Origin of the sequence: Fibrella rubiginis (assembly GCF_017353185.1) — a bacterium.
GTDB classification, from domain to species: domain Bacteria; phylum Bacteroidota; class Bacteroidia; order Cytophagales; family Spirosomataceae; genus Fibrella; species Fibrella rubiginis.
In genome coordinates this window covers 234,307-257,725 of sequence record NZ_JAFMYV010000002.1, presented here as the reverse complement: position 1 = coordinate 257,725, position 23,419 = coordinate 234,307, and the positions used below count along the sequence as shown (strand labels likewise).

General features: G+C 58.1%; 25 protein-coding genes. 14 read left to right on the top strand and 11 right to left on the bottom strand.

All coding sequences use genetic code 11. The features are described 5' to 3' along the window. Positions 1-76 precede the first annotated feature (76 nt). The 8 genes from J2I47_RS26470 (at position 77) to J2I47_RS04525 (ending at position 7,778) form a co-directional block, all read left to right on the top strand. On the top strand, positions 77-280 hold the full coding sequence (locus J2I47_RS26470; protein WP_229374282.1) for a hypothetical protein: 204 nt from the start codon (positions 77-79) through the stop codon (positions 278-280). Positions 281-367: 87 nt separating this feature from the next. After that, positions 368-739 carry an NADPH-dependent F420 reductase gene (locus J2I47_RS26465; RefSeq protein WP_229374280.1) on the top strand — a complete coding sequence of 124 codons (372 nt, stop codon included), beginning with the start codon at positions 368-370 and terminating at the stop codon, positions 737-739. Positions 740-779: 40 nt separating this feature from the next. Further along, positions 780-1,841, top strand: a complete 1,062-nt coding sequence (locus J2I47_RS26460) for a DoxX family membrane protein (protein ID WP_229374277.1) — start codon at positions 780-782, stop codon at positions 1,839-1,841. Between the two features lie 11 nt (positions 1,842-1,852). Then, positions 1,853-2,689 carry a 4,5-DOPA-extradiol-dioxygenase gene (gene ygiD / locus J2I47_RS04545; protein ID WP_207363375.1) on the top strand — a complete coding sequence of 279 codons (837 nt, stop codon included), beginning with the start codon at positions 1,853-1,855 and terminating at the stop codon, positions 2,687-2,689. 113 nt (positions 2,690-2,802) lie between these two features. Further along, positions 2,803-5,202, top strand: coding sequence for a phosphoenolpyruvate synthase (ppsA, locus tag J2I47_RS04540; RefSeq protein WP_207363374.1), 2,400 nt, complete (start codon positions 2,803-2,805; stop codon positions 5,200-5,202). Between the two features lie 294 nt (positions 5,203-5,496). Beyond that, on the top strand, positions 5,497-5,901 hold the full coding sequence (locus J2I47_RS04535) for a response regulator (protein ID WP_207363373.1): 405 nt from the start codon (positions 5,497-5,499) through the stop codon (positions 5,899-5,901). Positions 5,902-6,007: 106 nt separating this feature from the next. Continuing rightward, complete coding sequence (locus J2I47_RS04530) at positions 6,008-6,538, top strand: DUF6992 family protein (protein ID WP_207363372.1); 531 nt, start codon at positions 6,008-6,010, stop codon at positions 6,536-6,538. A gap of 118 nt (positions 6,539-6,656) precedes the next feature. Continuing rightward, positions 6,657-7,778 carry a DUF6544 family protein gene (locus J2I47_RS04525; RefSeq protein ID WP_207363371.1) on the top strand — a complete coding sequence of 374 codons (1,122 nt, stop codon included), beginning with the start codon at positions 6,657-6,659 and terminating at the stop codon, positions 7,776-7,778. Positions 7,779-7,801: 23 nt separating this feature from the next. Here the strand turns inward: J2I47_RS04525 and J2I47_RS04520 are convergent, their stop codons facing one another. The 6 genes from J2I47_RS04520 to J2I47_RS04495 all read right to left on the bottom strand — a co-directional run bounded on the left by J2I47_RS04520 (position 7,802) and on the right by J2I47_RS04495 (position 13,602). Beyond that, the gene (locus J2I47_RS04520; RefSeq protein WP_207363370.1) at positions 7,802-8,629 is read right to left on the bottom strand and encodes a universal stress protein; all 828 of its coding nucleotides are present in this window, start codon (positions 8,627-8,629) and stop codon (positions 7,802-7,804) included. Positions 8,630-8,729: 100 nt separating this feature from the next. After that, positions 8,730-9,704, bottom strand: coding sequence for a phosphotriesterase family protein (locus J2I47_RS04515; protein ID WP_207363369.1), 975 nt, complete (start codon positions 9,702-9,704; stop codon positions 8,730-8,732). Between the two features lie 8 nt (positions 9,705-9,712). Next, on the bottom strand, positions 9,713-11,110 hold the full coding sequence (locus J2I47_RS04510; protein ID WP_207363368.1) for an FAD-dependent oxidoreductase: 1,398 nt from the start codon (positions 11,108-11,110) through the stop codon (positions 9,713-9,715). Between the two features lie 14 nt (positions 11,111-11,124). Further along, positions 11,125-11,925, bottom strand: coding sequence for a sugar isomerase domain-containing protein (locus tag J2I47_RS04505; protein WP_207363367.1), 801 nt, complete (start codon positions 11,923-11,925; stop codon positions 11,125-11,127). A gap of 1 nt (position 11,926) precedes the next feature. Next, on the bottom strand, positions 11,927-12,814 hold the full coding sequence (locus J2I47_RS04500) for an ROK family protein (protein ID WP_207363366.1): 888 nt from the start codon (positions 12,812-12,814) through the stop codon (positions 11,927-11,929). Continuing rightward, positions 12,811-13,602 (bottom strand): SDR family NAD(P)-dependent oxidoreductase, encoded by a 792-nt coding sequence (locus J2I47_RS04495; RefSeq protein ID WP_207363365.1) that lies wholly within the window; start codon positions 13,600-13,602, stop codon positions 12,811-12,813. Before J2I47_RS04495 ends, J2I47_RS04500 begins: the two co-directional genes overlap by 4 nt. Positions 13,603-13,736: 134 nt before the next feature. On the opposite strand from J2I47_RS04495, the gene J2I47_RS04490 reads away from it, so the two are divergent. Together J2I47_RS04490 and J2I47_RS04485 are read left to right on the top strand one after the other, a co-directional pair. Then, positions 13,737-14,480: a GntR family transcriptional regulator gene (locus tag J2I47_RS04490; protein WP_207363364.1), complete on the top strand. Its 744-nt coding sequence runs from the start codon at positions 13,737-13,739 to the stop codon at positions 14,478-14,480. Positions 14,481-14,540: 60 nt separating this feature from the next. Continuing rightward, positions 14,541-15,758, top strand: a complete 1,218-nt coding sequence (locus J2I47_RS04485; RefSeq protein WP_207363363.1) for a voltage-gated chloride channel family protein — start codon at positions 14,541-14,543, stop codon at positions 15,756-15,758. Between the two features lie 236 nt (positions 15,759-15,994). On the opposite strand, the gene J2I47_RS04480 is transcribed toward J2I47_RS04485, so the two are convergent. From J2I47_RS04480 to J2I47_RS04460, 5 genes are all read right to left on the bottom strand, one after another. Next, entirely contained in the window at positions 15,995-16,552 is a 558-nt protein-coding gene (locus J2I47_RS04480; protein WP_207363362.1) for an NADPH-dependent FMN reductase, read from the bottom strand. Between the two features lie 56 nt (positions 16,553-16,608). Next, positions 16,609-16,872 carry a hypothetical protein gene (locus tag J2I47_RS04475; RefSeq protein ID WP_207363361.1) on the bottom strand — a complete coding sequence of 88 codons (264 nt, stop codon included), beginning with the start codon at positions 16,870-16,872 and terminating at the stop codon, positions 16,609-16,611. Between the two features lie 138 nt (positions 16,873-17,010). Beyond that, positions 17,011-17,814, bottom strand: coding sequence for a hypothetical protein (locus J2I47_RS04470; RefSeq protein WP_207363360.1), 804 nt, complete (start codon positions 17,812-17,814; stop codon positions 17,011-17,013). After that, positions 17,811-18,560: an LVIVD repeat-containing protein gene (locus tag J2I47_RS04465; RefSeq protein ID WP_207363359.1), complete on the bottom strand. Its 750-nt coding sequence runs from the start codon at positions 18,558-18,560 to the stop codon at positions 17,811-17,813. The genes J2I47_RS04470 and J2I47_RS04465 overlap by 4 nt, the downstream gene beginning before the upstream one ends. A 16-nt stretch (positions 18,561-18,576) precedes the next feature. After that, a complete protein-coding gene (locus tag J2I47_RS04460; protein ID WP_207363358.1) occupies positions 18,577-19,119 on the bottom strand; it encodes an LVIVD repeat-containing protein in 543 nt (180 codons plus the stop codon). A 243-nt stretch (positions 19,120-19,362) separates the two neighbouring features. Between J2I47_RS04460 and J2I47_RS04455 the strand changes: the two genes are divergently transcribed. From J2I47_RS04455 to J2I47_RS04440, 4 genes are all read left to right on the top strand, one after another. Beyond that, positions 19,363-19,788: an IS1/IS1595 family N-terminal zinc-binding domain-containing protein gene (locus J2I47_RS04455; protein WP_207363357.1), complete on the top strand. Its 426-nt coding sequence runs from the start codon at positions 19,363-19,365 to the stop codon at positions 19,786-19,788. 124 nt (positions 19,789-19,912) lie between these two features. Next, positions 19,913-21,325, top strand: a complete 1,413-nt coding sequence (locus tag J2I47_RS04450) for a hypothetical protein (RefSeq protein ID WP_207363356.1) — start codon at positions 19,913-19,915, stop codon at positions 21,323-21,325. A 35-nt stretch (positions 21,326-21,360) separates the two neighbouring features. Continuing rightward, positions 21,361-22,956, top strand: a complete 1,596-nt coding sequence (locus J2I47_RS04445; protein WP_207363355.1) for an MFS transporter — start codon at positions 21,361-21,363, stop codon at positions 22,954-22,956. A 108-nt stretch (positions 22,957-23,064) separates the two neighbouring features. Beyond that, positions 23,065-23,289 (top strand): DUF6814 family protein, encoded by a 225-nt coding sequence (locus J2I47_RS04440; RefSeq protein ID WP_207363354.1) that lies wholly within the window; start codon positions 23,065-23,067, stop codon positions 23,287-23,289. Positions 23,290-23,419 lie beyond the last annotated feature (130 nt).

The following is a 23,419-nucleotide window of genomic DNA, read 5'->3' as shown; positions in this document are numbered from 1 at the left end:
TGGTCTTTCTTGATTTTGGGCAATGTAGGCCCCTCCCCGGCCCGGTAATTTTGTGTCGTCACAAAAGAAGAACGACATGAAAACGAAGCAAACGATAGCCGTTATCGGCGCAACGGGGAATATGGGGTCGGGTATCAGCCGCTCACTGGCAAAAGGCACTGATCGGCTGCTGCTGTTCGGCAATGACCAGGACAAACTACAAACGCTGCTTGCTGACATCAGGGCAGCCAACCCCTCGGCCGACGTGGAAGCCCACCAACGCCTAACCGATGTCTCTTAGGAGGCCGACGTCATTATTCTGGCCGTACCCCACGCAGCCGAGGCCGACATAGCCGCCCAAATCGAAGCGGTTGCCAACCAGAAAGTTGTGGTCAGCTTAGCCAACCCGCTCAACGAAACCTACAGCGGATTGGTAACTGCCCCCAATACCAGCGCTGCCGAAGAGTTGCAAAAGCGCCTGCCCAACGCCAACGTCGTGAAGGCATTCAGCACCGTGTTTGCCGCCGACTTCGCTACGCCGGTCATTGCGGGTCAGCAGGCCGATGCGTTTGTGGCGGGCAACGATACCGCCGCTGTTGAGACCGTCTCAGACCTGGTGGCAACGGCCGGGTTTAACCCCATCGTAGCCGGTGATCTGTCGGTGAGCCGCACGCTGGAGAACATGACGCTGCTACTGATTCAGCTGACCCTGAAGAACGGCTATAACTGGCTGGCCGGCTGGAAAATCCTGCACAACTAGTTGACACAAAACAGTTTAACCCTAAGAAACACACAAGAACATGAAAACGATATTCGCCACCAACGGGGCCAACACAACGGCCCTGATTGCCCGCCTGGCCTTAGGCATTGTGGTTTTTCCGCACGGGGCACAAAAACTGCTGGGCTGGTTTGGGGGCTACGGCTTCGAGGGCACGATGGGCTTTATGACCGGTACGGCAGGCTTGCCCTGGATCGTGGCCCTGCTGGTTATCCTGGTTGAATTTTTCGGTTCGCTGATGCTCATTTTTGGTGCTGCCACCCGCGTTGCGGCACTGGGCATCCTGGGCAACTTCCTCGGCGTGGTGCTGACCTCGCACCTGCACAATGGCTTTTTTATGAACTGGTACATGCAGGCCAACCAGGGCGAAGGGCTGGAATACTTCATCCTGCTGTTTGGCCTGGCCCTGGTCGCGCTGATTGCCGGGGGTGGTAAAGCCAGTGTGGATGCGGTGCTGACCAAAACGGCCGATACCGTCAAACGGCCAACGGAGACCGCCAAAACGCCTGTTCGGGCACTTATGCTGGCCCTGGCCGTGGCCCTGGCCGTGACCACGCTGGGGTTGGCAAGCTGCCAGCAACATGCAGCCACAACCGCCGGCGAATCGACTAACGTCGACAGCCTGCGGCAGGTTGCCCTGCAACTGGTGGCATCGAACGACACGATAGCCAGCCACCTGAAAACTTTTGACGTGCTGGACTTCGACGTGTTCAGTAACCAGAAATGGGACCGTCTGCGGGAAAGCCACGCCAAAGACATTAAAGTTTACTGGCCCGATGGCCACATGGCGCAGGGCATCGACGTGCACATCGACGACCTGAAAAAGCTGTTTGTTTTCGCCCCCGACACCCGCATTAAGCAACATCCTATTGCCTTTGGGTCGGGCAACTACACGGTGGTGACAGGCGTAATGGAAGGGACATTCACCAAACCGATGCCTGTTGACAACGGCAAATTCATTACCCCCACCGGTAAAGCCTTCAGGCTACCCATGGCAACGGTTGGGTTGTGGACCAATGGGGTAATGACCGAAGAGCATCTTTTCTGGGATAACCAGAGCTACAACAAGCAACTAGGTATCTAAAAGGCCAAAACATGACAACCTTAGCTGCCTTCAAAACCTTCACCGACGGCCTGCCCGTGCAGGATCAACTGATGCCGGTGCTGTTCGTTGGTCACGGTTCGCCCATGAACGGCATTGAGGATACCGAATTTAGCCGCCGATGGACCAAACTGGCGGGTGAAATTCCCGTTCCAGCTGCCGTGCTGGTGGTGTCGGCCCACTGGTTTACGCGGGGAACACGCATTACGGCGATGGATTTCCCCAAAACCATTCACGATTTCGGTGGCTTCCCGCCCGCCCTGTTCGAGGTGCAGTACCCCGCCCCCGGTCAGCCCGCGCTGGCGCTGAAAACCACGCAACTGATTCACTCGGCGCATGTTGAGCTGGACCACGACTGGGGACTTGACCACGGCACCTGGACCATCGTGCGGCACATGTACCCCACCGCCAGCATTCCGGTGCTGCAACTCAGCATCGACTATACCAAAGGCCCGCAGTACCATTACGACCTGGCCCGTGAACTCTACGCCTTGCGGAAAAAGGGGGTACTCATAATGGGTAGCGGCAACATGGTGCACAACCTGTGGATGGCCGCCTGGGACCGGCTGAACGATACAGACTACGGCTACGACTGGGCCGTGACCATAAACAACACGTTTAAAACGCTGATTGAATCGGGCGATCACAAACCGCTCATCAACTACAGCACGCTGGGGAAAGACGCCCTGCTGGCTATACCCACGCCGGAGCACTACCTGCCGCTGATGTATACGCTGGGCTTGCAGGGCCCTGCCGATAACGTATCTTTTTTCAACGACAAAGCCGTGGCCGGTTCGCTAACCATGACCTCGGTCAAACTGGCGGCATAAGCACCGCCGGGCTGACTGACAAAACTCAGCCGGTCCCCTAACAACGCTCACGATGCCGGGTGAGGGTCGACTCTATTTTTGGGCCTGTATCAACCCCCTAAACAGACGTTGTCATGGACCCCTTCGTACTGCCTTTTCATCAGATTACCAACCAGATGGTCCGTCAGGTAGGCGGCAAAAACGCCTCGCTCGGCGAGATGGTCAGCGCCCTGGATGAGCAGGGCGTTCAGGTGCCCGACGGCTTCGCGCTGACCACAGCCGCCTACCGCGCGTTTCTGCAGGAAAACCAACTGGAAGCGCCCCTCCGGCAACTCCTGGCTAACCTCAATACCACCACCTACGCTAATCTGGCCGAAACGGGCACGGCCATCCGGGCACTGTTTGGGCAGGCATCGCTGCCTGCTGCGGTGGCGACGGCCATCAAAAAAGCCTTTCGGGCGTTGCGCAAACAGAGTTCCAAAGCCATTCAGGTGGCCGTGCGCAGCAGTGCCACCGCCGAAGACTTAGCCACCGCCAGCTTTGCCGGACAGCACGAATCGTTTCTGAACGTGCGCACCGACGACGAACTGCTGTGGGCCTGCCGGGCCTGCTACGCCTCGCTGTTTACCGACCGCGCCATCAAATACCGCAACGACCACGGCTTCGACCACCTGAAGGTAGCCCTGTCGGTGGGGGTGCAGCGCATGGTGCGGTCAGACCTGGCCTCGTCGGGCGTGTGCTTTACCGTCGACCCTGATACGGGCCACGATCAGGTCATGCTCATCACGGGCAGTTGGGGCCTGGGCGAAAACGTGGTGTTGGGTACCGTCAATCCCGACGAATATTATGTTTTCAAACCATCCATCGGCCTGCTCAACGCCGTGCTGACCCGGAAAGTGGGCGACAAATCGATGACGATGATCTACGCCGATACGCCCGGCGAACACCACACCCTGAACATTCCCACGCTGGTGGAACGGCGCCATCAACTGGTGCTGAGTGATAAGGAAGTAAACCAGCTAGCCGGCTGGGCGCAGCTGATTGAACGGCACTACGGCCAGCCCATGGATATTGAATGGGCTAAAGATGGCCTCGACGGCGAGATGTATATTGTGCAGGCCCGCCCCGTTACCACGCTGGCCGACAGCACCTTAACAACGATTACGGACTACCAGCTAACCCAGCCCGGCACGGTGTTGTGCCAGGGCAACGGCATCGGCCACCGCATCGTGACGGGCACGGCCCGCGTGGTCAACTCCCCCCAGGACGTACCCGCTGATCTGTGTCCAACCGATATCCTGATTACCGACATCACGACGCCCGACTGGGACCCGATCCTGAAACGGGTGTCGGCCATTGTGACTAACCGGGGTGGGCGCACCAGCCATGCCGCCATTGTGGCCCGCGAAATTGGTGCCCTGGCCGTGGTGGGCACCAACACCGCCACCCAGGTCATTCACGAGGGCCACCACCTCACCGTCAGCTGCGTAGACGGTCAGCAGGGTGTCGTATATGCCGGTACGTTAGCCTGGACCGAACGGCAAACCGATCTGGCTCACCTGCCTGCGCCCCACACGCCCTGTATGCTTATCCTGGCCGACCCGGCACAGGCCCTGCGGCTGAGTCAGCTACCCTGTCAGGGTGTAGGGTTGTTCCGAATGGAATTCAGCATCAGCAACGACATTGGCATTCACCCCATGGCCCTGATCAACTACCCCAACCTGCCCGACCCGGACGCGGTATGGCAGATCTATGAACGTACCCACGGCTATGCCGACAAGAAAGCCTACTTCGTCGACAAGCTGGCGCAGTCGGTAGCCCTGGTGGCGGCCGCGTTTTATCCCCGGCCCGTGGTTGTGCGGTTCTCCGATTTTAAAACCAACGAGTACGCTAATCTGCTGGGGGGCAAGGCTTTTGAACCTACTGAAGAAAACCCCATGCTGGGCTGGCGCGGGGCGAGCCGCTATTACGACGACCGGTATGCCGAGGGGTTCCGGCTCGAGTGCGAGGCCATGCGTCGGGTACGTAATGACCTGGGCCTGACCAACGTGAAGCTGATGATCCCTTTCTGCCGCACCGTGGGCGAAGGGCGGCAGGTGTTGAAGCAGATGGCAAAATTTGGACTTCGACAGCACGAAAACGGCCTGGAAGTGTATGTTATGGCCGAAATCCCCAGCAATGTCCTTCAGGCGCACGACTTTGCCCAGTTATTCGATGGCTTCTCCATCGGCTCAAACGACCTCACCCAGCTCACCCTCGGCGTGGACCGCGACTCGTCGACGGTGCAGGGGCTGTTTAGCGAGAATGACCCCGCCGTGCGCGACCTGATCGCCATGCTGCTGACTTCGGCTCACCTGACGGGTACGCCCGTGGGCATCTGCGGACAAGGCCCCAGCGACAACCCGGCCTTTGCCGAATTTCTGGTAAAGGCGGGTATCAACAGTCTGTCGTTCAACCCCGATGCGTTTTTGCGGGGCGTAGCGGCTGTTGGGCAGGCCGAAGAACACCTGACTGAACACGTAGCCGGTTTTTAAGAAGTTACAAACAGAAGACGCCAACGCCCTGGGGCAGAATTGTGCAATACAATTCTGCCCCAGGGCGTTGGCGTCTTCTGTTTGTGGCTATTTCCTTGCCCACGGCGACTTTCTCTGCCGAGTTAAGTAAACTGCCTCGTAACTAAGTAAGTACATTTTCCCTGGCCATGTTTATAGCAACCTAATTTTAACGCAGGCAATTGGTTGCGGGCACTTGCAGGTTGCTTATATTCACTAGGCGTTGCCCATCCGGGTTGGTCATATTGCCTGTTCATCCATATACCCTGCCGTGTTATGAAAACGATCCTGGTTATTGAAGACGACGAAGCTATTGGCGACAACACGGTTGAGCTATTAGCCATTCTGGGGTTTGAAACCGCCCTGGCCGATGACGGGCAACATGGCCTTACGGCCATTTGCAACAAACAGCCCGATCTGGTTTTCTGCGACGTACAGATGCCCGGCATCAGTGGGTATGACGTGCTGCGGACCATCCGGGCCGACGGGCGATTTAAGCAGTTGCCGTTCTATTTTTTTTCGGCTAAAACCGAACCAGCTGATCAGGAGAAAGGCTTCGCTATGGGGGCCACGGGTTACCTGACAAAACCCTTTACGGAGGCTGATCTGCTCAATTGTATCTGCCGACACCTGCCCATGCCTGCTCAGGCATGCCGTGGTGCGGATACAATTGCCAAGTGAAGCCCCGCCCAGCTGTTGCAAATCAGCTCAATAGCTGACCAGAAGCAGCCTGCACGTGCATGGCTACCAGCAACTTTGCGGTTGCTAACCAGCTCACGTTGCAGGCATGAGAACATACCCTGACTACAAACGTTTGTCGCTGCCCCTGCGCAGGCATCAGTTGACGCACGCGCTCTGCTACGCCAGTTGGGCCATCCTGAGCCTGGTGGTGGGGGGCGTTGCCATGCAGTTTACCAACGGGCAGTGGCACCACTTCGTCCACATGCACGCTGCCTGGGGAAGCATCAACCTGCTGATATCCGGATGGTGTCTGTACAAGGCAAACCAACTCTCTCCTGCTCTCTCAGTGCGGGTAACGGCCAAAAAGGAGCGCGAATTTCGCCGGTTCCTGGCGGTCAATCTAGGGCTGGACCTGCTCTATATCATAACTGGGCTGTGGCTATGTATGTCAGCAACAGGAGCAGCTACCCATCGGGCTCTGCGGCTGGGTTTTGGTGAAGCCATCTGTTTACAGGGTATGGTCCTGCTCAGTTTCGACCTTGTGTCCACGTTCGCCAGCCGAGGCCGCTATCAGATGATCGTAAGTAAGCAACGGACCCTGCACCGGCAGACTGAGGCTGGTCAACCTGTGGGATGAGCAGCCTCATGGAAGGGTAAAGCACCAAACCTCAACTTTAAGGTCAGTAGCGCCGTTTGCCGTTGTCCTGCATCCCCTTTCGTTAGCAAATGGCTGCCTGGCTAAACCAACTACCCCTATGTTTCGCTACCTGTTTGCTTTTCTGCTGCTCACCCACGGCCTTATTCACCTGATGGGCTTCGTGAGCCAGTGGCACCTAACGGTCACCACGCCGATGACGGGCAAAACGCTCATTCCCATATCGGCCGACGTAGGCACTCTGCTGACGCGCCTCTGGCTGGTCACCTGCCTGGGTTTCCTGCTGGCCCTGGTGGGCTACCTGCTCCGGCATGAGGGCTGGCTGGCCGTTACGGCCTGCAGCGTAAGCCTCTCGCAGGTGCTCATCATTATCTACTGGCCCGACGCCAAAGCAGGCACGCTGGTTAATGTGTTCATTGCCACGGTGCTGGGCCTGACCTACGCACGCACCCATTTCGACCAGACTACCGATGAGGAAGCACGCGAGGTATTAGCCCAACCAGCTGTCAGGCAGGAAGTTGTTACCGAAAAAATGCTGACAGGCTTACCCACGCCCGTTCAGCAGTGGCTGACGGCGAGCGGCGTGGTGGGCCATGAGCGTATCCATACGGTGCGGCTTCGGCAGCGGGGCCTCATGCGCACCAGCCCCAACGGCAACTGGATGCCCACCTCCGCCGAACAATATTTCAGCGTCGACAGGCCGGGGTTTGTCTGGAAAGCCGACGTGCGGATGATGCGATTTCTCCCCCTGGCGGGCCGCGACAAGTACGTAGACGGCCGGGGCAACATGCTCATCAAAGCCCTGTCGGTGGTGCCGGTGGTAGATGCCGCCGATGCTAAAACCGATCAGGGTACGTTACTGCGCTACCTGGGCGAAATCTGCTGGTTTCCGGCGGCGGCGCTCAGCCCCTACATCGCCTGGCAACCCATTGACGACACGCACGCCCAGGCTACCATGACCTACAAAGGTGTGACGGCCAGGGCCACGTTTGCCTTCGATGCGCAACACCGGCTGGTAAGTGTATCGGCTCTGCGCTACATGGGTGGGGGCAACAAGGGTACGCTGCAACAGTGGTACATCCCGTCACACGCCTGGAAAACCCTCCACGGCGTCACGATCCCCGTGAAAGGCGACGTCACCTGGCAACTTCCCACCGGCGACTTTACTTACTACCAATGGGAAATCACCGACATCGACTACAACGTTCATGACTTGTATTGATGCTCGTAGGCCTCCGCTGATTCTTACGCCCGCATGATCAGTACGGGTACGTCGGCGTGGTTGACTACGTCTTCGGCTACGCTGCCGGTTAGCAAATGGCGCAGGCCGGTATGGCCGTGGGTGTAGAGAACAATCAGGTCGGCGCCCACTTCTCTAGCGTGGTTGATGATGCCTTCCGGAACGGTTTTGGCGGGGCGTATGACAAAGCTGAAGCGCGAAATGCCTTTACGCAGCGCAAACGCATCTACCCAGTCGCGAATGCCGGCAGGGTCGCGGTTGTCGGTGGGCGTCATCACGTAGAGAAACTGGTTTAAACCCTGTTCGCCCAGTTGAAAAGGGTAAGGATGCATGGTGTTCAGCCGCTCGTCGACGTCGATGGCGCAAACAATATTGCGGGGCTGAAAGTGAGGCACGGGCTTTTTAATCACCAGCACCGGGCAATGGGCGTAGCGCACAATAGCCTCGGCATTAGACCCCACCAGCCATTCGTTCAGGCCCGATGCTCCTTCAGAAGCCATCACAATCAGGTCGGCAGGTTGGTCGGTCACGTTGTCGACTACCCCATGTCCGTTGGTCAGTAACACAGGACGGATCGTTACGTCGGCGTAGGCCGGGTTGTTGGCCAGTTGGTTGAGGGTGTCACGGGCATCCTGCTCAATGTCTGCGTAGGTATTCATCGTGTAGTCGACGGTACTGCTGAAGGCTTCAGCGTAGGCGGGCATCGGCATGGGGTAAGCCACTGAATGCAGCAGTATAATGTTGGCACCCATGGGACGCGCCAGCGTAACAGTAACAGCTAACGCATTGACTGTCAACGGACTAAGATCGGTCGGAACCAGGATAGTTTTCATGATTTGTGCTGATTTATCTAGCCACAAATCAATCGGCTGCCTCCCAACCAGCCGATGAGACAGGTCAGATACGTAGCTGATCCTGCTCAACAGGCCAGCATCAGTTACGTACCGGATTAACCACGCCGAAGCTGTAGAGGGCGGTGGGATTAGTCACCATAATCTGGTTCCAGTAGCCGCCTAGCCCCCGGCGCGTGAGTTCGTCGCGGAACGTGGTTAGCAGGTAGGTCAGACCGGGCTGCCCACCGTAGGACCGCCAGTAGGTATTGCGGGCGGCGTCCATACCCACGGTCAGCTGATCCGGAAAATCGGGCAGCAGGGCCTCGAGTAGCCGGTAGGTGGTGTTTTCCTGTCCGGGCAGCCAGCGGAAGGCGCTGTCGAATTCGGCCCGCACCCCCGTAGCCAGCACAGCCCGGTGGTAGGCCTCGTCCGGGCACCGGTCCAGGTGGGAGAGCACCACGTGGCGCAGGTCGGCACCGAGCCGGGCAAAGCGTTCGGCCTGAGCCAGAGCGTGTTTACCGGCGTTGGTATGGGTCAGGATGGGAACGCCCGTGGCCCGGTGGGTATTTACCACCGCCCGAAAAATCAACTCCTGGTGGGGCGTAATGGCCTCGTCGCCGGTGGCGAGTTTGATCAGGCCGGCCCGGTGCGGTGTGCGGTCAATCAGGGGGCCGTTGTAGTCGTAGCGGTCGATACCCTCCGTCACGTCGGCGATAAAGAGGCGGGTAAGCTGATCTTCGGTGTACTGATACCGCCAGTGCGACACCGGGTAATACTGCTCCAGGTGAATACCCGTTGGGGCAATGATCTGGATGCCCGTCCGGCGCGACACCTCGGCCAGTTTCAACACGTTGCGGCCACAATTGGCGGGCATCGTGTCGACCATGGTGCGGCCCCCGGCCCCATACACCCGCGCCAGTTCTTCCGATACCTTGTCGACATCGTTGAGCAGAAAATCGGGGTTGGCCTGCGTGGGGAAACTAGCCTCGATGATCAGGTGCTCATGAGCATAGGTGATGCCTGCCTGACTGGCGGGTATGTCACCCAGTACGGTACGGATAAACGGCGATGGCATGGGCGTGTTCAGGAAGATAGCGGGTGGCCTGCGTTCGCCGATACGTTCATCCGCCAGCCATCACGCGAGGTGTCGGCTATGGCATCGGGTATATCCAGCACAGCACCCAGCTGACGCAGACCGTTTTGCAAAGTACTCACAGACAACCGACTAGCTGACTCATCCTGGCGTATCGACTGCGCAGCAGCCAGGCCAGCCGCCTGCCCCATCGACATGGTCTGGGCCATAGACCGGCACGACGCGTGGGCATCGTGGGTGGCCGAAAAACACCGGCCTACCATCCACACCGTATCGCTCCCTTTGGGAACAATGGTACCATACGAAACGCCGTATACGCCTGATCCGGGAATGTATTCCCAGTAGGTTTCGTCGCCGCCGTGCTGGTCCTGCCGATGGTCTTCGATGGGTGCCCCGCAAAGAAAAATCCGGTCGTCGGGGAGCAGCCCGGCCAGGCATTCGGCTTTGGTGAGGCGGTGTTCGCCGTATACACGCCGGGTCTCGCGCACGCCAATCTGGTGCGACAGGCCAATGATGTTCGACTGCGCAAAACCCGGCACATCCTGCTGAAAAAAAGCCTCATAGACAAACGCCTGCCGCCGCCCTTCCACCTCGGCGCGGGTGAGGCTGTCGCCGTCCAGCGCCGAGGTGTTGCCCACCTTTACGGCCACCGTCGAGATGCAGCCGACGGCGTTCATTTCGTGGGCCGACCCTTCTTTACGGGGCAGGGGGTGCCGCCCACTGTCGACAGCATCGGCCATTTTTTGCTTCAGAAGCGCCTTCCCGCCGGCCCGTTCGTAGGCCACCAGATCGACGTTGCTCATCCGGAAGGTAGTGGTCAGGCTCTGGGCCGGCTCGTGTTCACCCGCCGTTTCGTAGGTAAACCCGGCCAGGTGACAGAAGTCAGCGTCGCCCGACGCATCAATGACCCGGCGCGCCAGTACCCTGCCCAGCCCACCCTTGTTCCAGAACAGACACGCATGGCGTTCGCCCTCCACCGCCACGTCAATCAGCGTGGTGTGCAGCAGGTAACGAACACCCTGCTGAGCAATCAGTTGATCCCAAACGAGTTTCAGGCGTTCGGGGTTGTAGTTGACGCCCGTTCCCGCCCCGTAGGTATTGGGGCGCAGAAAGACTGCCCCGGCCCGGTCGAGTTCGTTGACCACCCGGTCGGGCCAGCCCCCAACAATTTTGCGGGGGGTGTGGCCGGGCGTGAAAAACCCGTAGAACGTGTCGAGCATTTGGGTAGAGGTGCCGCCCGGAAAGCCGTAACGTTCCACCAGCATCACCGACAGGCCCCGGTCAGAGGCGGCTGCCAGCGCGGCCACGCAACCTGCCGACCCGGCACCGATCACCAGAATATCTGTTTCGGCCCACAGCGGTGCGGTGGTGTTGAGTAAAGGAGTCATGCGATCCGTTCTGTTTAGCCCCCACCCACCGATGAGGGCAGGCCTACCCGTTCGTAGAGTCTGGCCAACCGGTGAGCGTGTTCGTCGTAGGCACTTTCAAACAGCGAAACGGCCCGCTCAGCCCCCACCACTACCCCCGCCGACAAGACGGTGGGTGGGTGCCCGGCTTCGGTTAGCAGACGGGCCACCTCCGCTTTGAGGCAGTTAACCAGCAATGCCCCGCCCACCGTGCTGCCGGGAGCCACGGGCGTATCCAGGCCCGGCACGTGCACCATGGCATCACCCACAGGCGCACCCGTGTCTAAAACCAGGTCGGCAAAATCGGTTAACTTCTTGCCGTCGGCCCGTTTGCTGGTGCTTTGCGCGGCATGGTCCCGCGTGATGAGGGCCACCACCCTGATGCCCTGTTGCTGGAACAGTTCGGCCATCTCGATTGGCACCACGTTGCACCCGCTGGACGAAATAATCAGGGCGGTATCCTGCTGGCTCAGGTCGAAGTTGCGGAGGATGCGGGCGGCCAGGCCGGGTACATTTTCGAGAAACATAGCCTGCCGCTGTCCATTGGCCCCCACCACCAGGTTATGAAAGGTGAGCGATAGTTCAACGATGGGGTTGAAGCCCGGAAACGACCCGTAGCGCGGCCACATTTCCTCCACCATAATGCGGCTGTGGCCCGAGCCGAACACGTGGACCATACGCCCGGCCAGAATGGTGTCGGCAAACCAGCGGGCACCCAGCTCAATGGCCGTTGTCTGCGCGGCCACCGTGTCGATAATGGCCCTTGATTTAGTTAGGTATTGATCAATAACGGTCATATCAGTTGTGGTTTGATGCGCTGATGGCGGCCCCGATGGCCCCGGCCCACTCGTCGAAATGGGCTTTTTGAATTCGTGCCTGACCACCCGCCGGGCGCCATTCGCAAAGACTCATGAAGCGGTTCAGCGGGCTAAACAGGGCATCGTCGGCCTGGGCAATGCCGCCACCAATCAGGATAAGTTCGGGTGAAATCACATTAGTTAGTGAGGCCAGTGCCACGGCCAGCTGCCGAACTGCCGTTAGCCAGACCAGCGTAGCCAGTGGCTCCTGCTGCCGGTAGGCGGCCACCAGGTCATGGGTAGATTGATACTGCCCAAACGACCGCCGCGCCACGGTGGCGTTGCCGATGGCGTCTTCCAGACTCCCCGGCATGCCGGTAATGCTTGTCTGGTCGCTGTCGGCATCAACGGTGAGGTGGCCCACATGCCCGGCTTTCTGGAAGGCTCCGGTATGCAACTGCCCGTTGAGCCACAGCCCCCCACCCACACCCGTGCCGAGCGTCACCATCAGCACGTGCTGGTAGCCTTTGGCCTCGCCAAGATGCACTTCGGCCAGCAGCGCCGCGTGGGCATCGTTGACTACCCGAACGGGCGTGCCCAGCCAGGTCGACCACACAAATCCTTCCAGGCCGGGAAGCCGGTTGGGCAGGTAGGCAATGGCGTCGCCCGCCGCCGACGGAAGGCCCGGCGCCGACAGGCCAATACCCTGCACCGGGCCGTCGCTGAGCCGGGTGAGCTGACCCGCTAGGTCGGCAATGGCCTGTTTCCAGGCGTCATCGGTTGCCGTGTTGGTCGGCATGAGCAGCCGGTGCTTCACCTCCCCCGTTGCCATGTCGATGAGCACACCCTTGATGCGCGTACCACCCAGGTCGATGCCAATGGTGTTCATAGCTGTCCTTCGCTAACAGACCACCCCCCATCGACCGACAGGATCTGGCCCGTGGTAAAGCGTGACTGATCCGACATAAAATAGACTGCCGCCCCGTCGAGGTCGCCGGGCTGCCCGATGCGTCCGCCCGCCAGTGGCTGTTTGGTTTTGATAAACGCCTGGATCACGTCGTCTTCGGCGGCGCGTTTGGCCATCGGCGTTTCCACCAGTGCGGGGGCCAGCACGTTCACGCGGATGTTGGCCGGTGCATAATAGGCCGCAATGGCTTTGGTAAACCCAATAATGGCCGATTTGGTGGCTGCGTAGGCGTGGGTAGCAAAGTGCGCCGGCGAGGGTGAATAGCCCAGCACCGACCCCATGTTCAGGATCGTGCCGCCCGTCTTCTGCGCCAGAAACGCCCGCACCGCCGCCTGATTGGAGAGCATCAGCGACGTCAGGTTGAGGTTGAGCGTGTACTGCCAGCCGTCGAGGGTGAGTTCGTGCAGGGGACCGTCGCCAAAACGGCGGCCGCTGCCCCCGGCCACGTGATACATCCCATCGAAGCCACCGAAGGCCTCCTGGCAACGGGCAATGGCCGCAGGGGCCGTGGCCGGGTCGACCGCGTCGCCGGTTAAAGCGATGCCCTTTCCGGTCAGGCTCGTTTCGGCAAGCTGGACATTGCCCGCGTCGCGGCCTACGACCACAACCTGCGCGCCATGAGCCACAAAGGCACAGGCGGCCGATAAGCCCAGGCCCGTTGTACCACCAATTACGACGAGCCGTTTGCCCGCCAGCCACTGCTGCTGCATACTTCCTTGCTACCTGTTTATTGACGGCGTAAACGTATGCAGGCAAGATCACTTTTCCTACAACTTATTATAATGAGTTGGAGGACCAGCCTAAAATGGATTAAGTTTGCACGCACCTTGCAACCCCACACCCCATGGACGCTCAGGCTGCCCGAAAACCGCATTATCAGCACCTGTATGAGGCGTTGCGCCAGCAGATTATTCGGGGCGACTTCAAGGCGGGCGGGTTGCTGCCCTCAGAAAGCGAGCTACAAACGCAGTACCGCCTCACGCAGCCCACCATCCGGCAGGCCCTGGCCCTGCTGGTGCAGGACGGCTATATCCGGAAACACCACGGCAAAGGCAGCATTGTACAACCCCTGCCCATTGGCCTGGGTGTGATGTCGATTGTAGGGCGACTGGCCAATACAGGCACCCCGCCAGACGAACCTGGTCAGGCGGCAGGCCCGCTTACAACGGCGATCCTCGTAAAGCCTCAGTTACGCCCGTTTCCAACTGATCTGCTGTTTGCACCGGCCGACAGCGAGGCGGCTCAGTTTTATTACCTCGAGCGCCTGCGATCTGTTGACAATCAGCGGGTTTTCTACGAAAAATTACTACTGCCCGCCGCATACCTGCCCGGCTTTACCCGTCAGCCATTAGCCAATCGGTCCCTCTTCGACTTGTTAAGAACCAAATACGGCCTGACGGTGAAAGGCGGCGAACAGAAGATTCTGGCCGTCAGCGCCGACGAAGCCGTGGCCGACCAGCTTCAGCTTTTGGTGGGCAACCCGGTACTCCGGCTCGATAAGCGAATCGACACCAACCGCCCCGAGTTTAGCTTCTATTCGTCGCTCTACGCCAAAACGGATCAGTTTCTGCTGCATGGGCGATTCTGAAGGCCTGGGGTAACGCGACACCATCCCGTGCCCGCTATCTTCGCAACACAAACGCCACCCATGTCTGCTTTGCTCACCCGCTTTCCAGTCTTCGCCTACATCTCGAAATGGCTGTTTCTGAGCAGTATCGTAGCGGTTGGGGCGGGGTCAGCGTCGGCCTTATTCCTGGTGTCGCTCGATTGGGTAACAAACTACCGCGAGGCGCACCCCTGGCTTATAGCTCTCCTGCCCGTAGGTGGGTTTATCATCGGCTGGCTCTATCTGCGGGTGGGCCAATCAGTGGTGGGCGGCACAAATCTGGTCATCGACACCATCCACCAAGCGGGCAGTCGGATTCCCTTTCGCCTGTTTCCGCTGGTGCTTGTGGGTACGTTGGTCACGCACCTGCTGGGCGGCTCGGCGGGGCGCGAAGGCACAGCCCTGCAACTGGGTGGCTCCCTCGCCGATCAGCTCACGCGCCCTTTCCGCCTCTCCCCCACCGACCGGCGACTGATACTGATGGCGGGCGTCAGCGCGGGTTTCGGGTCGGTGTTTGGCACGCCACTGGCCGGGGCCGTGTTTGGTCTGGAAGTACTTGTCATTGGCCGCCTGACCTACGAGGCCATTTTTCCGGTGTTCATCGCCGCGCTCGGTGCCGACTACGTCACGCGGTGGTGGCAGGTGGGCCATACGTACTACGCCATCGCCACGGTTCCGCCCATCACGCCCGTTTTTGCCTTATATGCGCTGCTGGCGGGAATTGTATTTGGCGGTTGTGCCCTGCTGTTTACCCGCATCACCCATGCCATCACTGACCTGGCCAAACGCCATATTGCCTATGCGCCGCTGCGACCTGTAGTGGGTGGTATTATTGTAGCGGGGGCCATGTGGGCATTGGGCACCACCCGGTACAGCGGTTTGGGCATTCCTGTTATTGTTGAATCGTTTACGCAGCAGCTACCCCCTTACGACTTCATTGTCAAGCTATTACTTACCGCCATCACGCTGGGCATGGGCTTTAAAGGTGGCGAAGTAACACCGCTGTTTTTCATTGGAGCCACGCTGGGCAATGGTCTTTCTTACTGGCTACCCCTACCCACGGGACTGCTGGCGGGCATGGGGTTTGTGGCCGTCTTTGCCGGTGCCGCCAACACCCCGCTTGCCTGCATGGTGCTGGCCCTCGAACTCTTTGGCACCGCCTGTGGTCCCTACGCGGCCATTGCCTGCGTCACGGCCTATCTCTGCTCCGGTAGCCGGGGTATTTACGGTAGTCAGCTGCCTGGAGAAGGCAAGAAGTAAGTACAACCTACATGTTGAGGTTGCTATGTGGCTACGCGTTGTCGTATGGCTACGCGCTCTAGGCTTCGCGCATCAGGCCCTTCGACAGGCTCAGGGTGACAGGAAACTAGAATCAAGTTCACTGAACGGATTTAGATGGGCTGTCACCCTGAGCCTGTCGAAGGGCCTGATGCGCGTAGCCTAGAGCGCGTAGCCATACGACAACGCGTAGCCACCATATAACCTAAGCACCCGGTTCACTCACTCGCTCCCACCAACTGCGCTCCCAGCCGTGAAAGAGCTTCGGCGGTGGCGGCATCGGTAACCTGACCCTCATTGTCCATCTTTTTTCGTACCGACGAAATCACCAGCGAACAGCCTTCGGGAATATGCGTGTTCAGGGCTGTGAGGGTGGGCAACAGTGAGGCCATGGCTTTGTGCCCGCCCTCGAAACCCGGCGACGCACAGAGAACACCCATTGGTTTCCGGTCGAACAAAATTGTTGATACGGCCCAGTCGAGGGCATTTTTCAATACGCCGGGAATGCCAAAGGCGTATTCGGGTGTGCTGATGAGCACGGCGTCGGCCCGGGCAATGGCCTCACGCCAGCGGGCTACGGCGGGCAGAACCGCCGTGCCGTTTTCATGGTCGGCATCCCGTTCGGGGCTGAAGTGGTGCAGGTCGTCGAGGCCATCGAACACCGTCATTACCGCCCCACTGGGCAAACGGTCGGCCACGGCCCGCAACAGCAGCGCGTTGGTAGAGCCCTGACGCAGGCTTCCCGAAACGCCGAGTATAGCTTTGGTTGAAGTCATTGGCAAGGTCATTAAAAAGCCCGGCCAGCAGCCGGGCTTAACGAGAGGTAGGCTGACTAGTTGTCCAGCGGCTTATCAAAATCGTGCTTGCCCGACCCGTCATTGTCGCTGTTTTCGCTCCGGTTCGGGTGCGTCATGCCAATGTGCTCCGCGGGTTCGTCGCCGTTCATGTAGTTCTCTTCTCGCTCATTACGAGGCAGTTCGGGGGCGTCGACCTCAGCACCGGGACCGCTGTTGCCTTCGGCAGACTGATCGCCCAGCCCGGCGGGTGAAATGGCCTGTTTGGCCCGTTCGATGTCTTCTTTTTCCTGGTCAGCCATGATCTTGTCGAGTTGGTTTTGTTCAAAGTATCTAACCCCGACCGGCCATTTGTGTTCCCAAATAAAATCTACTGGCGAAATAGATTAATAGGCGACCCAAAAACTCACTGACCCTCTCCGATGGTTGTTAGAGCTCAGTTAGTTGTTCAGTTTGTACCCTACCGTAAGCCCAAGTTGCAGGTCGGGCAGAGCGCGGGCCTGCTCATTGGCCTGATCGAACCGATCATTCACCGTGAAGGGGCGCGGGAAGGGCGTGAACAGGTAGTCGGCTACAGGATACTGGCTGTTCAAGGTGAACCCGAGTGGCCGGCGAACAACCCAGGCGTAGTTTATCCCGATGCCACCGTAGATGTCGAGCAGAAACCGGTATGTGCCGTCTGACCGGTTCAGGGGAATGATTTTGCCTACTTTGCCATAAGCCCCCACCACATAGCGCGCGGCAAGCTGGTCTACTAACTGAAAATAGGCGCAGTTTCCACCCAGGCAATCCCGGCCCAGCGTCTGGTGATGCAGGGCGTTGACCTGTTTGTAGGTTCCTTCAACGGCCCAGTACCAGGGGAGGTCGGAAGCTCCTCCCTGCGGGTTGTACCAGCGGTATTGCAGCCGTCCCCGCCAGTTTTCTTTTTGGGTATACGCCTCCGAATCGAAGGTCATCAGGCTCCTGAAGGCGCCATAACCAAACTCTGCCTGGATAGCACCCTGCACGCCCACGGGCACTTCTACGCCACCATACCCCGCCCCGTCTACCCCCAGAAGCATGAATGGGTTGAGCTTGATCACCACCGACCGCGGAACGGGTCGCTCACGCAGGTCCGGTCGACGGTAGTTCGGTGCGTTTCTGTAGCCCGGCACCTGGTCATAGCGGGGCACGTTACTGTAGGGATTCTGGGCCAGGGCCATCAGCGGCCCAAGCCAGCAAAGCAGCAGTAGGGTTGGTCTCATTTGGGCGTAACGGGTAGGGTGCTAAGCAGCCTGATGGCCGTTGGGTCGCTGTAGTCATACTGATAGATACCGCCGGTACCCGTCACAATCAATACGTTACGCGCCGGAATGAGGTCATAGGTGCTGATATTTTTGAAGAAAGCAATTTCGCGCAGGCTGGCCGGGTCGGTGGCGTCAAACACGCGCAGGCCCGACTCGCCTTCGCCAACAAACAGCGTCTTGTCGTCGATACCCAGGCCCCGCGGGTTGGTCATGGGATAACTGCGGATGAGTTTGGGCTTGGTGGGGTCGCTGATGTCTACGGTCTCCAGGGCGTTCTGCCCCGTTCGGCAGGGCGTGCCACTGCGCAGGGTAGCGTAGGCAATGGTGCCCTGCGCCACCACCGGGTCGCAGCTAAACCAGTGATGGTAGGTAGACACGTAGGTTGGTGTGGCGGGTTTCAGGCTGCGGTCGTAAAACAAAATGCCCGTTGGCGTGCCCAGCAGCAGGTATTTGCCAAACGGGAAGATGGTTTCGGGCGAGTTGCCATACAGGGCGACGTTGCCCCCCGCAACCGGGTTTTGGCTGGTCGACACGTCATACGACAGCAGGCTCTGTTTCTGCAAAACGTACAAAAAATTATCGGCCACGGTGAAGCGGGCGGTAGACCCGCCCGTACCCGCGCCGGTGGTGGGCGTTGCTGTGTCGCTGGCGGCACTACAGGCACAGAGCAAGGCGGGCAACAGGAAGTAAAGGATCGGTTTCATGATTGCGGGCCTGGAGTTAACGGTAGCACTGGGGGTTGGTGAGGGTGGTGCGCTCCCAGCCCACCACATAGCCTTTGGCGGGGTCGGGGCAGTCGAACCACACCTGCCGGGCGTCGGGGTAATTGCTGATGGCAAAGACGTTACTGATCCGTTTCACCACCCGCACATTGCCCGGCTTGCTGATGTTGACCGCAACCAGGTCGGGGCCATTGTTGGCGTAGAGCGTACTGTCTTTCACGGCCAGTTCCGAGTTGCCGGGAATGCGCAGAAAGCCCAGCTCAATGGGTTTGGCGGGGTTGCGGTTATCAATAATATGAATGCCGCGCTGCTGGTCATTGACAAACAGGTAGCCGTCTTTGATGTAGATTTTACCCGGATTTACCAACGGCTGTGGTGCCTGCACTACCACGTTGCGGAGGTCATCATTGCTGATATACACCGCCCGGTAGCCGGTGCTGCGGTCGGCGGGTTGCGGGGCCGGATCATTCCTGAACTTGCAGCCATCCAGCAGCAGAGGCAGCAGCAGACTTGCAACAAGTAGTCGGGTATAGGTTGGCATGGGAAATGACAGATAGCATTGGTTTCACCAAGATACCCGTTGGCCGGCAAAGGTTGGAATGAGCACGATAAAGTGAGGTGTTGGTAGTCTGTATAAGTCGAAGAAGCATTTTTTCCCTAGCGCGGCTCTTCATTACGCACTGCATAAATACTTAGCTAATGCCCTATTCGAGTATTTATCACCTATTTTGTGCTAAAATGATATACATTTGGTAAATAGATAATGATAATGTGATAAACAGCTATGGTAGCTCCCAAATGCCCGAAATGTGCTGCAAGCGAATCGGTACGCAATGGCATCATCAACCAGCGGCAACGGTTTCGGTGCCGGGGATGCGGGTATAATTTCACCGTTGAAAAGGCGGGTAAAAGCATTAGCAGCTACTACGTGGTCAAAGCCCTTCAACTTTATATTGAGGGTGTTAGCTACCGCGAGATCGAACGTTTGTTGGGTGTAAGTCACGTTTCGGTGATGAACTGGGTGAAAAAATACCAGATCAAAGCTCCTGACAATCAACACTATCATCCCACATATAAGGTGTTTAGCCATGCCGAATTAGCGGCCTATATGAGCAAGCCTGAAAATATGGCTGGTTCAGGCATGATCGTCACCGAATTGGGCGACAAGTTTATGCTGATCAAATGGGAACGGTTCAGGCAGGACCGGTAGGTGATAGGCATCTATAGTATAGGCATATCTATAGCAAAAATTTGAAGGATAGAGAGGAAAAATTGTGTTTTGTCGAGTCGATACGTCGGCAGCCAACCGAAACCATCCAAAACCTCGCTAACCTATGTCTTCATTTAGCAATCCTGCTACACTACGTGTTTGTTTACCGCTGCTGGGGTTAACTGCCTGTTTGGCGCAACCCGCTTTATCGCAATCAGCCACGCCCGACAATGGAGGTCCAGCGCAGACTACAGCCGTTGCGCCCGCCAGCGCGCCGGTTGTGTCTAGTACCCCAGCGGCAGTACCGCCCACTAATGCCGGACCCGCACCCGCCGCTTCAACACCCGCCAACGCCCCAGCTTTCACGGTGAAGATCAGCGGGTTTGTGCGTAACGACTTTATTTTTGATTCTCGCCAGACGCTGAACCTGCGCGAAGCGTCGGTCGATCTCTGGCCCCGCGATAAGCAACTTGATGCTGCCGGGAAGGATATCAACGACGTGTCGAGCCTGAACATGCTGGGCGTAAACAGTCGGTTGGGTGTCAGCTTCAATGGCCCCGATGCGTGGGGAGCCAAAACGTCGGGGCTGCTGGAAATGGAGTGGTTTGGACCATCCGATGCCGCCGTGGGTGGGGTACGCCTGCGCCACGCCTGGGCCAAACTCGATTGGCCAAAAACGCAGTTGGGCTTTGGTCAGTATTGGCACCCACTCTTCGTTACGGACTGTTTCCCGGCTGTACTCAACTTCAACACGGGCATTCCTTTTCAGCCCTTCAACCGGTCGCCGCAGATCCGAATGACCAACACGATTGGTAAGGATCTCTACCTGATCACGGCCCTGATTGCCCAGCGTGATTTCACCAGCCTTGGTCCCAACGGCGGCTCCTCGGAATACATGCGTAACTCGTCGATTCCTAACCTGCACGCCCAGCTACAACTAAAGAAAAGCAATTTTGTGGCGGGTATCGCCCTTGATTATAAAGTGCTTCGGCCCCGGCTATCAACGGGTTCGGGCACCACACTGGCTGTTTCAGACGCCACCGTTGGCAGCTCGGCCCTTATGGGTTACCTCAAAGTGGTTGGCCGGTCGACCACTATCAAGGTAGAAGCTGTATCCGGCTCGAACATGACCGACCACGTGATGCTCGGTGGCTACCTGGCTTATGCTAACCCCGGTTCACCTACCGTGGAAGCATCGTATAAACCAACGAACATCACCTCTGTCTGGGCTGAGATTCACGGTAATGGCAAAAAAGTGGTGCCAGGACTGTTTGTGGGCTACTGCAAAAACAACGGCACCGATCCCAACGCCATTGCGGCCTACGGTCGGGGCATCGGCCTCACCGGTCGCACGGGTATCGATAACCTGTTGCGCGTGTCGCCACGGGTCGAGTTTATTGCCGGCAAGTTCAAAATTGGTGGTGAGTATGAATACACGGCGGCAGCCTTCGGAACATCGACCAACGACTCGAAAGTGACTAGTACAGAAACAATTGCCAACTCACGCCTGCTGTTACTAACCGTATTTTCCTTTTAATTCACCTTTCCTAATCGCTTAACTTATTTCCGAACATGATAACTGAACGAATTCCTAGTCAGACAGCCAACACCCGCTCGCTCATGAGCGTGATTGGTGCCTCGTCGGTGGGTACGCTTATCGAGTGGTACGACTTTTACATCTTCGGTTCGCTGGCCGTGGTGCTGTCGACAAAGTTTTTCCCTGAAGGCAACCCAACGGCGGCTTTCCTCTCTACGCTGGCCACGTTTGCGGCTGGTTTTGTGGTGCGCCCTTTTGGTGCGCTGTTCTTCGGCCGGCTGGGTGATCTGATTGGCCGGAAATACACCTTCATGGTTACGCTGCTGCTTATGGGCGGTGCCACATTTGCCATTGGCTGTATTCCGAGCTACGAGACTATTGGCTTTCTAGCCCCACTGGCCGTTCTAATTCTCCGACTCTTGCAAGGCCTGGCTCTGGGTGGTGAATATGGTGGGGCGGCCACCTACGTTGCCGAGCACGCCCCCTCAGACCGTCGGGGTTTCTGGACGTCGTGGATTCAGATTACGGCCACCGCGGGCTTGTTTGTGTCGCTGCTGGTGATCCTGGCCACGCGCTACTCGATGAGCAAAGAGGCGTTTAACGACTGGGGCTGGCGCGTGCCGTTTCTGGTGTCGATTCTGATGGTGTTCGTGTCGTACATCATCCGCCGGAACATGAGCGAGTCGCCTTTGTTTGCCAAAGCGAAAGCCGAAGGCAAAACATCAGCAAACCCGCTCAAAGACAGCTTCGGCAACAAATACAACTTCAAATTCGTGTTGCTGGCCCTGTTTGGTGCCACTATGGGTCAGGGGGTCGTGTGGTATACGGGGCAGTTCTACGCCCTGAGCTTCATGAAAACCGTTTGTAACGTTGACGCCCTGCAAACCGACGGGCTGATGAGCATTGCCTTGCTGATGGCTACACCGTTTTTTGTGGTCTTCGGCGCGCTCTCCGACCGCATTGGCCGCAAAGGCATTATGCTGGCGGGTATGCTCATCGCTATTGTCAGCTACCGGCCTATCTACGAACGGATGTACCAGACTACCAATCTGAAAGCCAAGACCCTAATTGCCGAAAAAACCACCACCGATTCAACCTCAGCAGCCGACCCGAAAGTGGCAGGTGGTACGATCAATACTAAGACGGTAAAGAAAGAGTATACCGACGGCACGAAATACGAAGAGGTGACCAAGACTAAGATAGCCCCGGCCACCGCCGTGGTTGACCCGGCAGCCGCCCCCGTGAAGCCTGAAGTGAAAAAGACCGTCACCATCAATGACACCGACCGCTGGTCGCTGATCTGGCTGGTGTTTATTCAGGTAATTTTCGTCACGATGGTGTATGGCCCCATTGCCGCCTTCCTGGTCGAGATGTTCCCCACCAAGATTCGCTACACGTCGATGTCGCTGCCCTACCACGTGGGTAACGGTGTGTTTGGTGGCTTGCTGCCTGCCGTGGCTACTTATCTGGCCACCAACGCCAAAGATGCCAATACTGCTGCCGAAAAAGCGGGTTTGGCTCTTCCCAACGCCGCCCCGTATCTGGAGGGCCTGTGGTATCCCATTGCTATCGCGGGCATTTGTTTCGTCATCGGCCTGATCTACATCGACAAACGCACCGTGCAGGATTAGAAAGATGGATGAACCAGGGTGTATGCTGTAGCTAACACGAGAATACTACAGCATACCTCCTATTTTGTCCATCCTGTTTCATACATCATACATCTCTTCCCCCTCATTATGAACGCAGTAAAGAAATTCGCCGGTGTGGTCTGGATCGCGCTGGCCCTGGTGTTTGGTTATTTCGGCCTCACCGTTTTTGGGTTACCTAAACTGGCTTCCGGCAAAACAGACGACCTTGTTTTTGGCATCATCATCCTTGCCGTACTCCTGCCCCTGATCGTGGGTGGCCTGCTTCGCTTCGGTCTCTATGCTCTGGCCGGGGAGTATGACGAAGAAGTGTAAAAAAAAGCGGTGAGTGGTAAGGGCTACGTGCTGAGTTGGCTGCGGTCTGACGTCTCGGCGCCATAGCAATACGTCTGCGCCGAGACGTCGGACCGCAGCCAACTCAGCACGTAGCCCTTACCACTTCCTC

Coding starts and splice junctions, on each gene's coding strand:
- J2I47_RS26470 (WP_229374282.1), top strand. CDS start 77: ATGAAAACGAAGCAAACGATAGCCGTTATCGGCGCAACGGGGAATATG.
- J2I47_RS26460 (WP_229374277.1), top strand. CDS start 780: ATGAAAACGATATTCGCCACCAACGGGGCCAACACAACGGCCCTGATT.
- ygiD (WP_207363375.1), top strand. CDS start 1,853: ATGACAACCTTAGCTGCCTTCAAAACCTTCACCGACGGCCTGCCCGTG.
- ppsA (WP_207363374.1), top strand. CDS start 2,803: ATGGACCCCTTCGTACTGCCTTTTCATCAGATTACCAACCAGATGGTC.
- J2I47_RS04535 (WP_207363373.1), top strand. CDS start 5,497: ATGAAAACGATCCTGGTTATTGAAGACGACGAAGCTATTGGCGACAAC.
- J2I47_RS04530 (WP_207363372.1), top strand. CDS start 6,008: ATGAGAACATACCCTGACTACAAACGTTTGTCGCTGCCCCTGCGCAGG.
- J2I47_RS04525 (WP_207363371.1), top strand. CDS start 6,657: ATGTTTCGCTACCTGTTTGCTTTTCTGCTGCTCACCCACGGCCTTATT.
- J2I47_RS04520 (WP_207363370.1), bottom strand. CDS start 8,629: ATGAAAACTATCCTGGTTCCGACCGATCTTAGTCCGTTGACAGTCAAT.
- J2I47_RS04515 (WP_207363369.1), bottom strand. CDS start 9,704: ATGCCATCGCCGTTTATCCGTACCGTACTGGGTGACATACCCGCCAGT.
- J2I47_RS04510 (WP_207363368.1), bottom strand. CDS start 11,110: ATGACTCCTTTACTCAACACCACCGCACCGCTGTGGGCCGAAACAGAT.
- J2I47_RS04505 (WP_207363367.1), bottom strand. CDS start 11,925: ATGACCGTTATTGATCAATACCTAACTAAATCAAGGGCCATTATCGAC.
- J2I47_RS04500 (WP_207363366.1), bottom strand. CDS start 12,814: ATGAACACCATTGGCATCGACCTGGGTGGTACGCGCATCAAGGGTGTG.
- J2I47_RS04495 (WP_207363365.1), bottom strand. CDS start 13,602: ATGCAGCAGCAGTGGCTGGCGGGCAAACGGCTCGTCGTAATTGGTGGT.
- J2I47_RS04490 (WP_207363364.1), top strand. CDS start 13,737: ATGGACGCTCAGGCTGCCCGAAAACCGCATTATCAGCACCTGTATGAG.
- J2I47_RS04485 (WP_207363363.1), top strand. CDS start 14,541: ATGTCTGCTTTGCTCACCCGCTTTCCAGTCTTCGCCTACATCTCGAAA.
- J2I47_RS04480 (WP_207363362.1), bottom strand. CDS start 16,552: ATGACTTCAACCAAAGCTATACTCGGCGTTTCGGGAAGCCTGCGTCAG.
- J2I47_RS04475 (WP_207363361.1), bottom strand. CDS start 16,872: ATGGCTGACCAGGAAAAAGAAGACATCGAACGGGCCAAACAGGCCATT.
- J2I47_RS04470 (WP_207363360.1), bottom strand. CDS start 17,814: ATGAGACCAACCCTACTGCTGCTTTGCTGGCTTGGGCCGCTGATGGCC.
- J2I47_RS04465 (WP_207363359.1), bottom strand. CDS start 18,560: ATGAAACCGATCCTTTACTTCCTGTTGCCCGCCTTGCTCTGTGCCTGT.
- J2I47_RS04460 (WP_207363358.1), bottom strand. CDS start 19,119: ATGCCAACCTATACCCGACTACTTGTTGCAAGTCTGCTGCTGCCTCTG.
- J2I47_RS04455 (WP_207363357.1), top strand. CDS start 19,363: ATGGTAGCTCCCAAATGCCCGAAATGTGCTGCAAGCGAATCGGTACGC.
- J2I47_RS04450 (WP_207363356.1), top strand. CDS start 19,913: ATGTCTTCATTTAGCAATCCTGCTACACTACGTGTTTGTTTACCGCTG.
- J2I47_RS04445 (WP_207363355.1), top strand. CDS start 21,361: ATGATAACTGAACGAATTCCTAGTCAGACAGCCAACACCCGCTCGCTC.
- J2I47_RS04440 (WP_207363354.1), top strand. CDS start 23,065: ATGAACGCAGTAAAGAAATTCGCCGGTGTGGTCTGGATCGCGCTGGCC.